General features: G+C 63.6%; 13 protein-coding genes. 6 read left to right on the top strand and 7 right to left on the bottom strand.

Features of this window, described 5'->3' with window-relative positions; genetic code table 11:
* Window positions 1-17: 17 nt before the first annotated feature.
* Window positions 18-1,661, bottom strand: a complete 1,644-nt coding sequence (locus G4D79_RS05850; RefSeq protein WP_007735212.1) for a PucR family transcriptional regulator — start codon at window positions 1,659-1,661, stop codon at window positions 18-20.
* A gap of 102 nt (window positions 1,662-1,763) precedes the next feature.
* Window positions 1,764-2,879, bottom strand: coding sequence for an XdhC family protein (locus G4D79_RS05845; protein ID WP_099696954.1), 1,116 nt, complete (start codon window positions 2,877-2,879; stop codon window positions 1,764-1,766).
* A 282-nt stretch (window positions 2,880-3,161) separates the two neighbouring features.
* Between G4D79_RS05845 and G4D79_RS05840 the strand changes: the two genes are divergently transcribed.
* The 3 genes from G4D79_RS05840 to G4D79_RS05830 are packed head-to-tail and all read left to right on the top strand — an operon-like array spanning window position 3,162 to window position 5,708.
* Window positions 3,162-4,349 carry a CaiB/BaiF CoA-transferase family protein gene (locus G4D79_RS05840; RefSeq protein WP_099696953.1) on the top strand — a complete coding sequence of 396 codons (1,188 nt, stop codon included), beginning with the start codon at window positions 3,162-3,164 and terminating at the stop codon, window positions 4,347-4,349.
* 43 nt (window positions 4,350-4,392) lie between these two features.
* Window positions 4,393-5,052 (top strand): TetR/AcrR family transcriptional regulator, encoded by a 660-nt coding sequence (locus tag G4D79_RS05835; RefSeq protein WP_003946066.1) that lies wholly within the window; start codon window positions 4,393-4,395, stop codon window positions 5,050-5,052.
* Window positions 5,049-5,708, top strand: coding sequence for an enoyl-CoA hydratase-related protein (locus G4D79_RS05830; RefSeq protein ID WP_007735215.1), 660 nt, complete (start codon window positions 5,049-5,051; stop codon window positions 5,706-5,708). The genes G4D79_RS05835 and G4D79_RS05830 overlap by 4 nt, the downstream gene beginning before the upstream one ends.
* On the opposite strand, the gene G4D79_RS05825 is transcribed toward G4D79_RS05830, so the two are convergent.
* Window positions 5,676-6,221, bottom strand: coding sequence for a hypothetical protein (locus tag G4D79_RS05825; RefSeq protein WP_235867731.1), 546 nt, complete (start codon window positions 6,219-6,221; stop codon window positions 5,676-5,678). The two genes, G4D79_RS05830 and G4D79_RS05825, sit on opposite strands and share 33 nt — an antisense overlap.
* Before the next feature lie 97 nt (window positions 6,222-6,318).
* Between G4D79_RS05825 and G4D79_RS05820 the strand changes: the two genes are divergently transcribed.
* Complete coding sequence (locus G4D79_RS05820) at window positions 6,319-7,050, top strand: MBL fold metallo-hydrolase (protein WP_003946042.1); 732 nt, start codon at window positions 6,319-6,321, stop codon at window positions 7,048-7,050.
* Here G4D79_RS05820 and G4D79_RS05815 read toward each other — a convergent pair.
* A complete protein-coding gene (locus G4D79_RS05815) occupies window positions 7,042-8,433 on the bottom strand; it encodes an amidase (protein ID WP_099696926.1) in 1,392 nt (463 codons plus the stop codon). The two genes, G4D79_RS05820 and G4D79_RS05815, sit on opposite strands and share 9 nt — an antisense overlap.
* A gap of 150 nt (window positions 8,434-8,583) precedes the next feature.
* Entirely contained in the window at window positions 8,584-8,895 is a 312-nt protein-coding gene (locus G4D79_RS05810) for a helix-turn-helix transcriptional regulator (protein WP_007735219.1), read from the bottom strand.
* Window positions 8,896-8,986: 91 nt separating this feature from the next.
* On the opposite strand from G4D79_RS05810, the gene G4D79_RS05805 reads away from it, so the two are divergent.
* Window positions 8,987-10,045, top strand: coding sequence for an SDR family oxidoreductase (locus G4D79_RS05805; RefSeq protein ID WP_099696925.1), 1,059 nt, complete (start codon window positions 8,987-8,989; stop codon window positions 10,043-10,045).
* A gap of 139 nt (window positions 10,046-10,184) precedes the next feature.
* Entirely contained in the window at window positions 10,185-11,483 is a 1,299-nt protein-coding gene (locus G4D79_RS05800) for a hypothetical protein (protein ID WP_099696951.1), read from the top strand.
* A gap of 24 nt (window positions 11,484-11,507) precedes the next feature.
* Here G4D79_RS05800 and G4D79_RS05795 read toward each other — a convergent pair whose 3' ends face one another.
* On the bottom strand, window positions 11,508-13,697 hold the full coding sequence (locus tag G4D79_RS05795) for a transglycosylase domain-containing protein (protein ID WP_099696924.1): 2,190 nt from the start codon (window positions 13,695-13,697) through the stop codon (window positions 11,508-11,510).
* A gap of 112 nt (window positions 13,698-13,809) precedes the next feature.
* Window positions 13,810-14,019, bottom strand: coding sequence for a hypothetical protein (locus tag G4D79_RS05790; RefSeq protein ID WP_019746112.1), 210 nt, complete (start codon window positions 14,017-14,019; stop codon window positions 13,810-13,812).
* Window positions 14,020-14,040: the final 21 nt, after the last annotated feature.

Below are 14,040 nucleotides of genomic sequence, written 5' to 3'. Positions count from 1 at the left end.
GACCCGGATTGGCAATATTAGTGATTGATGCCGCGCATCGCGGTTATCTTCAGTGCTAGAGACAGATCCAGCCGGAGTTCGGGTTGCGCCGTGAAGGGTCCCAGCATTTTCTCCAGCTTAACGACCCTGTAACGCAGTGTGTTGTAATGGAAGTGGAGCTTGCGCGCTGTCTCGGCGATGTTGATGTTGGTCGCGAGCAAGACTTCCAATGTCTTGCGCATGTCCTGCGCTTCGGCAGTTTCCTCCGTCAGTTCCCGCAGTGTCTCCCGCGCGAACGTCTCCAGCTCGTTTTCGTCCTCGACCAGACTGAGCAGTCTGTACACGCCCAGATCGTCGAACTGAGTCACCGTCCACGGACCGGAGATCCGGCGTCCGACGGTCAGTGCGGTGCGCGCCTGACTGTAGAGCGCCGGAACGGCGTCGATCGCCGCTGTCGGCCGGGACACCCCGACACTGAACGGCCTTCTCCCGCCGCCACCTTCACCGCGAACGACCGTGACGAGGTCCCGCACCAATGCCATCGTGTCGGTGCCGACGCCCATCACGATCACCGTCTCGCCCGTCAGCGCGGTCACCGCCGCACCGGGATCACGGTGGGCGATCGCCCCGGAGAACGCCATCGCCTGGCGATCGACGACGGGCAGCCGAGCGGGCGCCGCAGAGGCCGGTTCGTCGATCGGGTCCGGCTCGATCGAGACGATCACCAGCGGGCGGTCGAAGTCCCAACCGAATGTCTTGGCATGGGAGACAACGTGATCGTGGTCCCCGGCCCGGCCGAGGAGCAGGTCGTGAACGAAGTTGGCGCGATGGCGTTCCTCCACCGACGCCACGGCTTGTTCGCGGGTGATGACCAACGCACACACCGACGCGGCCCGCTCGACCAGGTACTGGTCGTAACTCGTCATCACGCGCTCACCGGTGAACAACGCGAGACGCCCGTGGTCGATGTGATTGGCGGAAATCGCGGACACCGCGATGAATTGACCGTCGAACTCGTGCAGACCCAATCCGCCCTCGACGGTGTCGGTCCGCAGACGACCGGTGGAATCGACGGCGGGACAGGCAGACAGATGCTTGCGCTCCGCGGCGTCCCCGGCGCGGCAGATCTCGCGTCCGTCCGAGGTGGTGATCAGGGCAGCGCCCTTCATCTCCCGAGCGATGACTTCGGTCAATTGCGGGAGGCCGCCGCCGCCCATCACGACGTCGACCAGCAGCCGTCGCAAGCGCTCGGCCCCGAACATGGCGTCGATCTGGGCCGACTCCGTCTGCTCACGGTCTCTCGCCGCAGGGTGATCACACGCACCGTGAAAAACCAGGAGCGGGAAGCCGGCGCTTTCGGCCGCGTCGACCAGCTCCGGCGCGAGAGTGTCCCCGTCTGCGCCGAATTGGACGGCAAGTGCCGCAACACCTCGCGTCGACAACCGTCCGACAAATGCTTTGAAGGTTTCGGTGACCCTGGCGAGGGTTTCCGGCGTGGTGATCAGCAACTGTCCGTGCCGCAGCCACGGTCCGATGTCCGGAACCGCCATGAATCCCACCCGGGCTACCGTCGGGTCTTCGCAGCCGCCGGCGACCTTTCGAACACCAGGAAGGAGCTGGGTTCGAAGAAGTTCGGAGAGAACAGCATTCACCTCGGATGCCGGTACGGCCGGGTTTGCCACTTGGCAGGCACCTCGATTTCATTCGGATCACGGAAGATGGTTCACGAAAGAAACGATCCTATCCCCACCGAACACAAGATGTCCGAATTCAGCGCAGTCGACTCAGGCCGTTCGATGCAGGGCGGTCGGATTCTCCTGAGGTGGCGGGTGGATCGGCCCCTGCAGATCCCGCAGTTCCAAACCGGAGGCATTGCGCAGGGTCTTGGTCATCTCGGCGAGGATCGACACTGCAGTCTCCTCAGGTGTCCTCGCGCCGAGATCCAACCCGATCGGTGAGTGCAGACGCCCCAACTCGACGTCGGTGACGCCTCGCTCCTTCAACAGCGCCACCCGACGCTCATGCGTCGCACGACTTCCCATCGCGCCGACGTACGCAGCCGGCGAACGCAGCGCGATCTCGAGCAGGGGGATGTCGAACTTCTCGTCGTGCGTGAGCACGGCCAGGACGGTTTTGTTGTCGATCGGTGCGGTTTCGAGGAACTTGTGTGGCCACATGACGACCAGATCGTGGGCGTCGGGGAAACGCGCCCGTGTCGCGAAGACCGGCCGTGCGTCCACGACGGTCACTCGGTAACCCGCAAAGGCGCCCAACGTACACATCGATGCCGCGAAGTCGATGGCCCCGAACACGTACATCCTCGGTAGTGGCGCGAAGATCTCGACCAGCAAGTCGTGCTGCGAATCGATGAGGGTTCCCGCCGGCGCGACAAAAGCGACGGACTCACCGGTGTCCATCGTGCGCAACAGGATGGAGACCTCGTCCTCCGTGGCATCCAGATCCCCGCTGCGTCGGCCGTGCTCGACGACGAGATGCCGCGCCGGCGCTCCCGGACGCACTTCGGTGACCACGACGACGGGCGTATCGGCCTCGATTCGTTCACAGACCTGACCGAACTCGGCGAAATCGGCTCCGACGGCCTGGACGAACACTTCGATGGTTCCGCCGCAGGTCAGACCTACTCCGATGGCGTCGTCGTCGGAGACGCTGAAGACCTCGATGCGGCTGGTGCCGTCGGCGAGAACCTCCTGGGCGATCTCGTACAGTGCACTCTCGATGCACCCGCCCGAGACGCTGCCGACCACCTCGCCGGAGCGTGAGACGGCCATCGAAGCACCGGGCATGCGCGGTGAGGATCGCCAGGTACGGACAACCGTCGCCAGTGCAAAATCCTCGCCGCGGGCGTGCCACTGCGCCAGCTGAGTGGAAATGTCGCGCATCGCCTCGCCTCCCGCTTGCATCGCCGTCCGTAGAGAGTTCACGGTATCGGCCCACCGCAATCCTGCCTGTCACACAATGCGCCTAAATCCGGGCCCTGCAGTTGTGCAATGTCGCCGTCGCATCACCTTGCGCTCTCGACCAGTGTTGTCACCGAGCCCAGCCGAAAGCAGGCCTGACCTTCATTCTTCCCCTCTCCGACGATCACTGCAGCGGCAATTCACGCAGATGGTGCGACGGATCGAGTGGGCGACGTTGCACACCACAGAACCGAGGTTTCCCCCATGGACCAATTGCTCAGCGGTATCAAAGTTCTCGACCTCACCCGCGCTCTCGCGGGCCCTCTGTGCACGTCGCTGCTCTCGGACTTCGGCGCCGACGTGGTCAAGGTCGAAACCCGTGGCTCCGGCGACAGTTCACGTCAGTGGCCGCCGTTCGACGGCGATCGAAGCCTCTACTTCGCTTCCGTGAACCGCGGCAAACGGTCGATCGCCATCGACATGCGCAGTGACCGCGGGCGGAAACTGCTTCGCAGCCTGGCCCTCGACGCAGATGTGCTGGTCGAGAACTTCCGTCCGGGAGTACTGGCCGACATGGGGCTCGATCCCGACTCGCTCGAGCAGGAGAATCCAAGGCTCGTCGTGATGAGCATCAGTGGTTTCGGCCCGGTGGGCCCGGACCAGTTCGCGCCCGGACTCGATCAGGTGGCCCAGGGTATGTCCGGGCTGATGTCGGTCACCGGTGCCGGGGAACAGACCCCGATGCGGGTCGGTATCCCCATCATCGACACGGTCTCGGGCATCTACGCAGCGCTGGGCATCACGGCGGCGCTTGCCTCTCGCGGTCGCGACGGTCGTGGGCACCGCGTGCAGACCTCGTTGCTGGAATCCGCGATCTCGATCATGACCTTCCAGGCGCAGGACTACCTGAGCACCGGGCGGGTTTCGACGCCGAACGGCAATACGCACCCGACGATCACGCCGTACGGCGCTTTCGACACTGCCGACTTCCCGATCAACATTGCCACCGGCTCGGACAAGCACTGGATCGCACTGTGCTCGGTACTCGGTGACCCCGAGCTCGCCTTCCGTACCGAATATGCCACGGGTAAAGAACGTTTGGCGCACCGAGACCAACTGACCAAAGAACTCGAGGACCTACTGACCACGAAGGGCGCAGCGCAATGGATCTCCGAGATCCGCGGTGCCGGAATCCCCTGCGGCCCCATCCATTCGATCGATCAGGTGTTCTCCGACCCGCAAGTCGAGGCATTGCAGATGGTCGAGCAGACCCAGAGCGCCGACGGATCGTCGATTCCCGTTGTCCGCGGACCGTTCTGGGTGGACGGCAAGACCCTTCCCGTCAGGAATGCGCCACCCATGACTCTCGGCGGTGACGCCGACGACGTACTCACCGACTTCGGCCTGCGCCCGGAGGAGATCGAGGATCTTCGCGCAAATTCGGTGATCTGACCGCAGCCTAGTAACAGAGCAGACGCTCTGTTACTGTGCGTTCATGCCTCGGCCACGCGTCCACGACCTCGACACCCTGCTCGACGCTGCCGAAAAACTTGCCGCCACTGCCGGGCCGAGCGCTGTCACGGTCCGGGCAGTCTCCGACGCCACCGGTGTATCCAACGGGGCGATCTATCACGCATTCGGCTCTCGCAGTGGACTGGTCGGTAGCGCGTGGCTGCGTGCTGCGCGACGATTTCTCGCGCTTCAACAATCGAGAGTGGACGACGCTCTCGCGGACCCGTCGCCGACTTCGGCGGTTTCCGCCGTCGTCGCAGCCGCCGAAGTTCCGGCCGTCTTCGCGCTCGACTACCCACAATCCGCGTTGCTGCTGTTGACGATCCAGCGCGACGAACTGCTCGGCACCGACGTCCCTGCCGACATCGCCGAGCAACTCACACAACTCGACCGGTCTCTGGTCGAGTTGTTCATCCGGTTGTCGACCGCGCTCTGGGGCCGCAAGGACGGCAGAGCCGTCGAGGCAATCGAGGCCTGTGTTGTCGGCCTGCCTACCGGATTACTCATTCATCCCGCCAAACGCGCCGACGGTTGGCGAGTCCCCGACGCCGCAGCACGCGCGCGGTTGGATGCCGCCGTTCGAGCGGTTCTGCATCTCGACCCACCACTGCCCAAGCCACGCAACAGGAAAGGCCAATCATGACCGCAACTCTGCGCTTCGAAGACAAGATCGCCGTTCTCGATCTCGGCGAGGACGAGAATCGATTCTCGCCGGAGTGGCTCGATTCCGTCGACAAGCTACTCGACCAGGCTTTGAGCGAAAGCGCACATGCCCTGGTCACCACGGCGACGGGCAAGTTCTACTCCAACGGACTCGACCTCGACTGGCTGGGCGCGAACGGCGACAAGGCGAAGTGGTATGTGCAGCAGGTGCAGTCGCTGTTCGCTCGGATGCTGACGTTCCCGATGCCCACCGTCGCGGCGATCAACGGCCACGCCTTCGGAGCGGGCGCAATGCTCGGCATCGCGCACGATTACCGCGTCATGCGCGATGATCGCGGCTACTACTGCTTCCCGGAGGTGGACATCAACATCCCCTTCACCGAAGGAATGGCAGCTCTCATCCAGGCCAAACTCAGCCCGGCGTCGGCAATCGTCGCCATGACCACGGGGCGGCGATACGGCGGAAGTGACGCATTCGCAGCCGGTTTGGTGGACTTCACCGCATCCGTCGACGCTTTGACCGCCAAGGCCATCGAAATGGTTGCACCGATCGGCCCGAAGAATGCGGGCACACTGGGGGCAATCAAGTCGACGATGTTCGCTTCAGTGGTCACCGCTCTGAACACCGACGGCTAGAAGCGACGGACTGTGTTCTCGCAGAGCCGCTTCCAGATCGTCGGCAACACTTTCGGAATCGCGGCCTTCGGTGCTCAGAACCACGTCGACTCCACTGAGCGTCGGCATCGAACCGGCCAGCAGTTGTGACGCCTCCACCAACTCGTCCAACCCGGCCCAGCCGGCCGGTTCACGTTCGATGATTCTGGTACGCAACGTATCCGGATCGGCCTCGAGGCGCGCCAGCAGGTGCCCCTCGGCGCCGGTCGCGGCCAGCAGGGCGCGCCCGTAGTCGTCGTCTTCGACGGTCGCCGTGAGAAACAGGAGTCCGTACCCCGCTTCCCGGTACGACGCGGACAGCATCCCGACGTGTGAGATTGCCCGTTCGGCCCCCAGCGGCGGATAGCACCGCTCGAGTTCGTCCACCTCGATCATCGCGTTGCTCACCCCGGCCTCGCCGAGTCGATCGTGAAGCGCGGTCAGCACGGAACTCTTCCCCGCGCCCGGCGGGCCTGTCAGCAGTAGTACGAACACGTCCTCCACTATTCCAGAGCCTTGTGCAGGCGCGGGGCGGCGAGAAGGCTGAAGAAGACAGATTGACGTGTACAACAGCCCTGATCGGAGCACAGCGATGACCACCACGATCACCGAAATCGCGCCGGACATCTACCGACTGTCGACCTTCGTGGACGAAGCGAACCTCACGATGAACCAGTTTCTCGTCGACGGCGAGGAACCCTTGCTCTTCCACACCGGGCAGCGAGCGTTGTTCACCTCGGCTTCCGACGCACTCTCCACGCTGATCGACATCGACCGTCTGAAATGGATCACGTTCGGTCACGTCGAGGCCGACGAATGCGGGTCCATGAACTCCTGGCTTGCGGCGGCCCCCGAAGCGCAAGTTGCACACGGTGCGATGGGGTGCTTCGTCCAGGTCAACGATCTGGCCGATCGGGCGCCACTTCCCTTGCAGGACGGCGACGTACTCGAAACCGGCAGCCGCCGAGTCCGGCACATCGACACCCCACACGTCCCACACGGTTGGGACGCGGGTCTGATGTTCGAGGAGACAACGTCGACGCTGTTCTGCGGAGATCTCTTCACCGCGTTCGGGCACCACCCCGCGACCACCGAGCACGAAATCGTCGGTCCCGCTTTGGAAGCCGAGGACTTGGGCCACGCCACCTGCCTCACCCCGGATCTCGAACCCACGATCCGTGCCCTGGCCGACCTCGAGCCGCGGATTCTGGCGACCATGCATGCACCGACGTACTACGGCGATTGCGTCACCACTCTTCACGACCTTGCCGACTCGTACGCAACACGTTTCGCAGCCGAAACCGAAAGATGGAAGTCAGACTAGAGCTTGCGCATTCGACGTGATTCGCGCCGCCACGGACAGCGCAATATGCTCGTGGAACGGCCGGGCCACCACTTGCACTCCGACCGGTAAACCGTTGCGGGAGAGTCCTACCGGAACCACGACCGACGGAAGGCCGAGCACACTGATCGCCCGGCAACTCGCGAGCGCGTCCATCCACGTGAGTTTGCGACCGCCCACCTCGAAGCTCTCCACACCGAGCGGCGGAGCGAGCACCGACGCAACCGGCAGAATCAGGACGTCGCCCATCTCGTCGAGGAAGTCGGCGATCAACATCGCACGATCCGCCCACAGCGCTTCCACCTCGGCGGAACTGCGATCACGGCCTGCCGCAAGCATGGCGGTGATGTCCGCGTCGAAAGAGTGCGCTGAACCTGCGGCGAGAGAGTGGATGTCCGCGTGGGTCTCGACCGATCGCAACGCGCCGAAAAGCGCGTTGGCCCGCGGCAGAGCCAGACCGTCGTACTCGCTCGCGTCCAGGCTGATCGCCACCGTCCGAACCGCTGACCGGATTTCTTCGTCGACGGGAATCGTTCCCTCGCCGGTGGCCCAGCGGATGTCGAGGTCGTCGACGTCGACCGAATCAGGCTCGCTCCACGAGAAATGCGGCATCGACAGGACGCGCAACGCAAGCGCCGCATCACCGAGGTTGCGGGCCAGTGGGCCGATGGTCTGGATCGTGCCGTGCATCGTCGCAGGATTGGCGAGTACCCGTCCATCCGAAAGCACGCCGGGGTATTGCCCTTCAGGGTCGATACGGCCGAGCGTCGGGCGAACCGAAGTGAGGCCGGTGCAGTGGGCGGGCCAACGCACCGAGCCACCAAAATCCGTACCGAGTCCGAGCACGCTCATTCCGGCAGCAACCGACGCGGACTCGCCGCCACTCGATCCGCCGGGGGACCGGACGACGCCGTCCGGTCGCACCGGACTGGCCGTGGTTCCGAACAGTTCGTTTCGAGTCAGGCCGCACGCGCCGAATTCCGGGGTGTTGGTCTTGCCGATCAGAATTGCACCGGCAGCCTTGAATGCCGCGACGGCCGGGGCGTCGGCGGTCGGGATGTTGTCCGCCAGAGTGCGAGAACCGGCAGTGGTGCGCACGCCGGCAGTGGCGATCAGGTCCTTGACCGTGAACGGAACCCCGGCAAGGGGGCCGAGTGTCTCACCGAGAAGGCGTCGTTCGTCCAGGGCATCCGCGGCCGTGCGAGCCTCCTCGGCGCACACGGTGACCAGTGCGTTGAGTTCGTCATTGCATTCGTCGACCCGTGCAAGGTGGTCTTCGACGACGGTCCGCGCCGACGCCTGACCCGACCGCACGGCCTCGGCGATGGATCGGGCATTACGGCCCACCCAGCTCTCACGACTCATCGCACGCCTCTCCTTGCCAGTACCCTCTGCCGAGCCTAAGGACAACGAGCAACCCGAGAAACGACCACAATGCACATACCGACGGCGCCGGCGATGTGAGGTTTTGCCACAACGTTGGCGGCCCCGGAGGGATCGGTCAGGTGCTGGTACCTACAAACCCTGCCTGATGAATGCAGCAAGCTTCTCGATCTGTTGCTCGTTTCGTTTGTAATGCCGCCACTGACCGATTCGTGTGGTGGTCACCAGATCCGCGGCCTGGAGTGCGGCCATGTACTGAGACGCCGTCGATTGCGACACCTTCGCCCTCGCTTGTATGTGCTTGAGGCACACTCCGACCTCCTCAGCAGGCTCGAGCTGAGGGGGAAAGCTCCCGGGGTCTTTCAACCACTGCAGGATTTGCACACGCATCGGGTTGGCCAGCGCCTTGAACGCCGTTTCCCACTCGGTTGTTGCGTCTTCCATGTTCGTGAGCATACCGCTAGATCGCGAAATGCCGATATGTGTGGTTCACTCCCTATATCGCAACATCGCGATATACCAATGGGAGGCTGAAATGGTGCAGCACGACAAAGTGGCACTCGTGATCGGAGCCCGAGGCGTGATCGGTGGGAACTTGATCGATCACCTCGAGTCGACCGGAGAATGGAAGATCATCGGACTCTCGCGGCGAGGCGGTACGGACACCGACCGGGTCGAACACATCGCAGTCGACCTGCTCGATCCTTACCGGACTGCAGCAGCACTGAGCGGACTGGGCGACGTCACTCACGTCTTCTACGCCGCCTATCAAGACCGCCCGACATGGGCCGAGCTGGTTCCGCCCAACTTGGCGATGCTGGTCAACACTCTCGACGCCATCGAGCCCGTTGCGGGCGGACTCGAGCACGTCAGCCTGATGCAGGGCTACAAGGTTTACGGGGCACACCTCGGACCGTTCAAAACTCCGGCCCGCGAGAGCGATCCACCGCACATGCCACCCGAGTTCAACGTCGACCAACAGCAGTTCCTCGAACGCAGGCAGCTCGGCAAGTCGTGGACATGGTCGGCGATCAGACCCTCGGTCGTCTCCGGATTCGCACTGGGTAACCCGATGAACCTCGCGATGGTCATCGCCGTCTACGCGACCATCTCGAAGAAACTGGGTGTCCCACTCCGATTCCCCGGCAAGCCCGGCGCGTACACCAGCTTGATCGAGATGACCGACGCCGGACTCCTGGCCGAAGCGACGGTCTGGGCCGCGACCAACCCCGAGTGCGCAAATCAGGCGTTCAACATCAACAACGGCGACCTGTTCCGCTGGCAGGAGATGTGGCCGAAGATCGCAGCCTTCTTCGACATGGACGTCGCACCTCCGCTCCCGATGTCCCTCGATGTCGCAATGGCGGACAAGGAGTCGGTGTGGGATGAACTCGTCGAGGAACACCAACTTGCTCGGACCCCGTATTCCGATGTCTCGTCCTGGGGGTTCGGTGACTTCGTATTCGGATGGGACTACGACTTTTTCGCTGACGGATCGAAAGCTCGGCGGTTCGGATTTCACCGCCACGTCGACACCGAAGCGATGTTCCTCGACATCTTCGCCAATCTGCAAGCTCGGAAGATAATCCCCTGACTGAAACACGGTCACTCGGATCCTACGAACACTGTCACTGTCGGACCCCACGACTAACGTCGTAGGCGGGGTTTGAAAAGCAGGGGTTTCGGCGAGTCGTCGGTAGGGCCCCATGCGCCCCCGGACCAGAGGAGCGACGATGTCGGACAATACTTTCGATCTGGAAATCCTGAGTGCCTGGACTACTTTCGAGACTCATCTCGCTCGCTACATCTCCGTGATGGAGGACGACGACACCCTCGTGGTGGAGTCGCATTACGACAGCATGGACGAACTGGCCGACGCACCCGCGTGCATCCAGTTCTTCGCATGGAACCAGACCTCCGTGCGCTGTGAAGTTCCTTCCAACAGGTTTCTGCATCCACTGCGGATGCTCGAACCGGAAGACCATTCAGCGCTGCTCGACATGGGGTTCAACGCTCCCGATCTGTGCGAGCACGAACCCGAGGGCAATGGGTCCATGTCCTTCTACATCGACGTCGACCGCACTCGTCCCGAGGAACTGGTGACAAAGGTGTTGCGCGTCTTCCGTGAAATGTGGAGCATTGCGCACCCGTCGTTCCTGCGTGCCAGCACCAGTGGGCGCGAGTCGACGCCGGCGTTCGCCACGACGCCGTCTCACGCTCCCTCGGGTTCGGGCGACATGCTGCGGATCCTGGTCGACGGGGCCGTCGAGCGCCTTCTCGGTCATCCGCCCAAGCGTGACGACGACGGCGACATCCCGCTGGTCCGCGGTGAGCAGGTCACCTATGTTCGTGTCCTCGAGGACGACGAGTACGTAGAGGTGTTCTCGCGGGTCGTGCATTCGATGGAGAACCTCGAGAACGCTGCTGTAATTCTTGCTCAGCTCAATCGGCAATGGCCGACCATCAAGCTCATTCTCGTCGAGCAGAGTGTGCTGGGCGTGGTCCGCGTGGACGGCGCACCCTTCGTCGCCGAGCACCTGCTGCGGGCTCTGCGCTCGTTCGCCGAACTGGCCGAAGCATCCGACGAACTCGCCGAAGAACTGGGCGGGCAACCCATCCGCGCAACCGGAGACACCGCCTTCAACGACGGCATGGCCTCCGAGCACGAAGATCCCGGTGCCGAATACGAGTCACACGAGTGCCACGAATTTCCGCCGGCTCTCATGGCGCTCCTCGAACTCGACGCAGACGGAACGGGCGAGCTCAGCGCCGAAGAGGTTGCCGTGATCTGTGAACACGACCGCGACACCATTCTCGACTACCTGCGGATCAGCCAGGAGCAGGAGACTGCCTGGCACGAGGCGTTGACCGAGTCCATCCGCCGCAAGGACGACGACACCGACCTGTGTGCGGGCGAGAAGCGCGCGTGGACGCACGCGATCCGCAACCTCAGGCGCGGACTGCGCGTCGTCGTACTGCCCGCCAAGGATGCAGCGCCCACCCAACTCGGTCTCTTCGACGATCAGGCCTGAGAACCGGAAATCGGGCGCTGCTTGTCAGCCCGGTAGTGGGATGACGATGCCCGGCAGGATCTCGATCTGACGCGGCAACTGGGGGAGCGGCGGTACTTCGATCGGCGGTAGGCCGGGCACCTCGATGGGCGCCGGGGGAGCGACCGCGCCCGTCGTGGGCGTGCCCGTCCCGTCCCCCGAGGTCACGCCGGAGTTCGCGGGAACGCCGGCCTGCCCGCCGATGGGGTCCGGCCACGGAAAGCTCTCCCAGTCGGATCCCTTCAGCGCGCCGTCCATCGTGCTCTTCCAGATGTCCGCAGGCACTCCGGAGCCGTAGATCAAACCACCGTAGGAGTTGGTGATGGCCTGAGCGTCGGAAGTTCCGATCCACACCGCGGTGGACAGCGACGGCGTGTAACCGACCATCCACGCATCCTTGTTCTGGCCCGTGTCACCCAACTGCGCGGTACCGGTCTTGGCTGCAGACGGGCGTCCACCGGCAAGCGCGTGACCGTTCGAGTACGACGCGATCGGCAGCATCGCCTGCGTGACGTTGTCGGCAACGGCAGCATCGAGACGACGCTCACCGGGAGAAACCGGGCGATCGAGCAGGACTTCACCTTCGGCCGTCACGACCTTCTGGATGAAGTGCGGCTGCTGGTACACACCGGAATTGGCGAGCGTCGCGTAAGCGGACGCCATGTCGATAACGCGAGACTGATACTGGCCGAGCACGATTCCGTTCTCCGGCGAACCACCCTCCTGTGTGAGCGTCGGGTAGTCGAGTCCGGGAATGTGCTCGGGGATGCCGGCCAGGTGGGCGGCGTCGGCGATCTTCTGGGGACCGTTCTCCATCGAGAGCATCAACCGGTAGAAGCTGGTGTTCAGCGAACGCTTGAGTGCCTCGGCGATGGTGCATCGACCACAGGATTCGCCGCCGACGTTTCCGATGGTCACGCCGTTGATCGTGAGCGGTGAACTGTCGAACCGTGCGGACAGCGGAATGTCTTCCATCAATGCTGCGACCAGACCGAAGACCTTGAACGCGGAACCGGTCTGCAGCGGCGCCTGGGCGTAGTCGAAGCCGGCTCCGTCGTCACCGCCGTAATAGGCGTCGACGCCACCGGTCTTGGGGTCGATGGACACTACTGCGGTCCGCAGGTCTTCCGGCTCGCCCTCGAGATTCCGCCTGACGGCGTTCAGCGCAGCTTCCTGCGCAACCGGGTCGATGGTCGTCGTGATCTGCAGACCAGCGGTGTTCAGCGTCTGATCGCTGATACCGGCCTCGGCCAGTTCCTTGAGTACCTGGGTCTTGATGTGGCCTTCGGGTCCTGGCGCCTGGTTCAGATCGGTCGGCCGATTGGCGGGGGCGACGACCGGGAACTGCATCGCGTCGCGATCCGTCTTGGTCAGGCTGCCCAGTTCCACCATGCCGTTGAGAACGTAGTCCCAGCGCGCTTGCAGCGCGGACAGATTGGTCTCGGGGTCCAGGAACGACGGGCTCTGGATGACGGACGCGAGAACTGCGCCTTCCTCGACACTCAGCTCACTGACCGGCTTGTCGAAGTACGCGTTCGACGCGGCGGCGATGCCGTACGCACCGCGACCGAAGTAGATGGTGTTGAGATACGCGGCAAGAATGTCGTCCTTGGACCATTCGCGCGCCATCTTGGCGGAGATGACGAGCTCACGCAGCTTCCTGTCGATACTGCGCTTGTCACCGACCAAGACGTTCTTCACGTATTGCTGAGTGATCGTCGAACCACCGCCGGCGCTTTCCTTGCCCATCACGTTGTCGCGGGCAGCGCGAGCAAATCCGGAGATCGAGAATCCGGGGTTGGTGTAGAAGTTACGATCCTCCGCCGAGAGCACCGAATCGCGGACGTGAATCGGGATGGCCGACAACGCGACCTCGGTGCGGTTTCCCTCCGCCGGCACTACCTTGCCGAGCACGGTCGTGCCGTCGGCCATGTAGATGGTGGACACCTGATTGGTCTGCATGTCAGAGGGGCGCGGGACGTCGGTCCGGCTGTACGCGACAGCAAAAACCGACGCGGGCACGATGACCATCAGGAGCACGAGCACGTAGATGGTCCGCCGGACGAACCGCCACTTCGAGCGCTGCTTTTTCGCGGGCTTGGCCGACTTGTTCGACCGGGGCGAATTAGCCGACTTGCCCGATCGAGCCGACGACTGATCGCCACCCGTCGCACTCGATCTGTTCGATGGACTCACTCAACACTCCCGGTCGTGGATCCGGACTTACCGGCACCATTCCACCAGGGTGATATCTCGATCAGATAACTCCCGGCAACTGCGATACCGAAATGTCACCCTACCGGGCTGGCTACTCGCGACGTTCTGCTCGGACCGCGTTCCGATATCCGCGGAACGCGAGCCCGAGAGCGACGACGCAACCGAGCAGCACCAAAGACGGCATCACGCCGGGGTCGCCCTTGACGATCGCGACCACAGCGCCGATCAACGCCATGAGGGCGAAGACCGAGATGAAGCCGGCAATCAGCTCCATGCGCTGGGCGCGCGAAGCCCGCCTCATCGAAACCGTGCGCCCGAAGCC

This window comes from Rhodococcus sp. WY5, from assembly GCF_018588185.1.
Taxonomy (GTDB): domain Bacteria; phylum Actinomycetota; class Actinomycetes; order Mycobacteriales; family Mycobacteriaceae; genus Rhodococcus_F; species Rhodococcus_F qingshengii.
The sequence above is the reverse complement of the archived record's forward strand: the minus strand, read 5'-3'. Positions and strand labels throughout refer to the sequence as shown.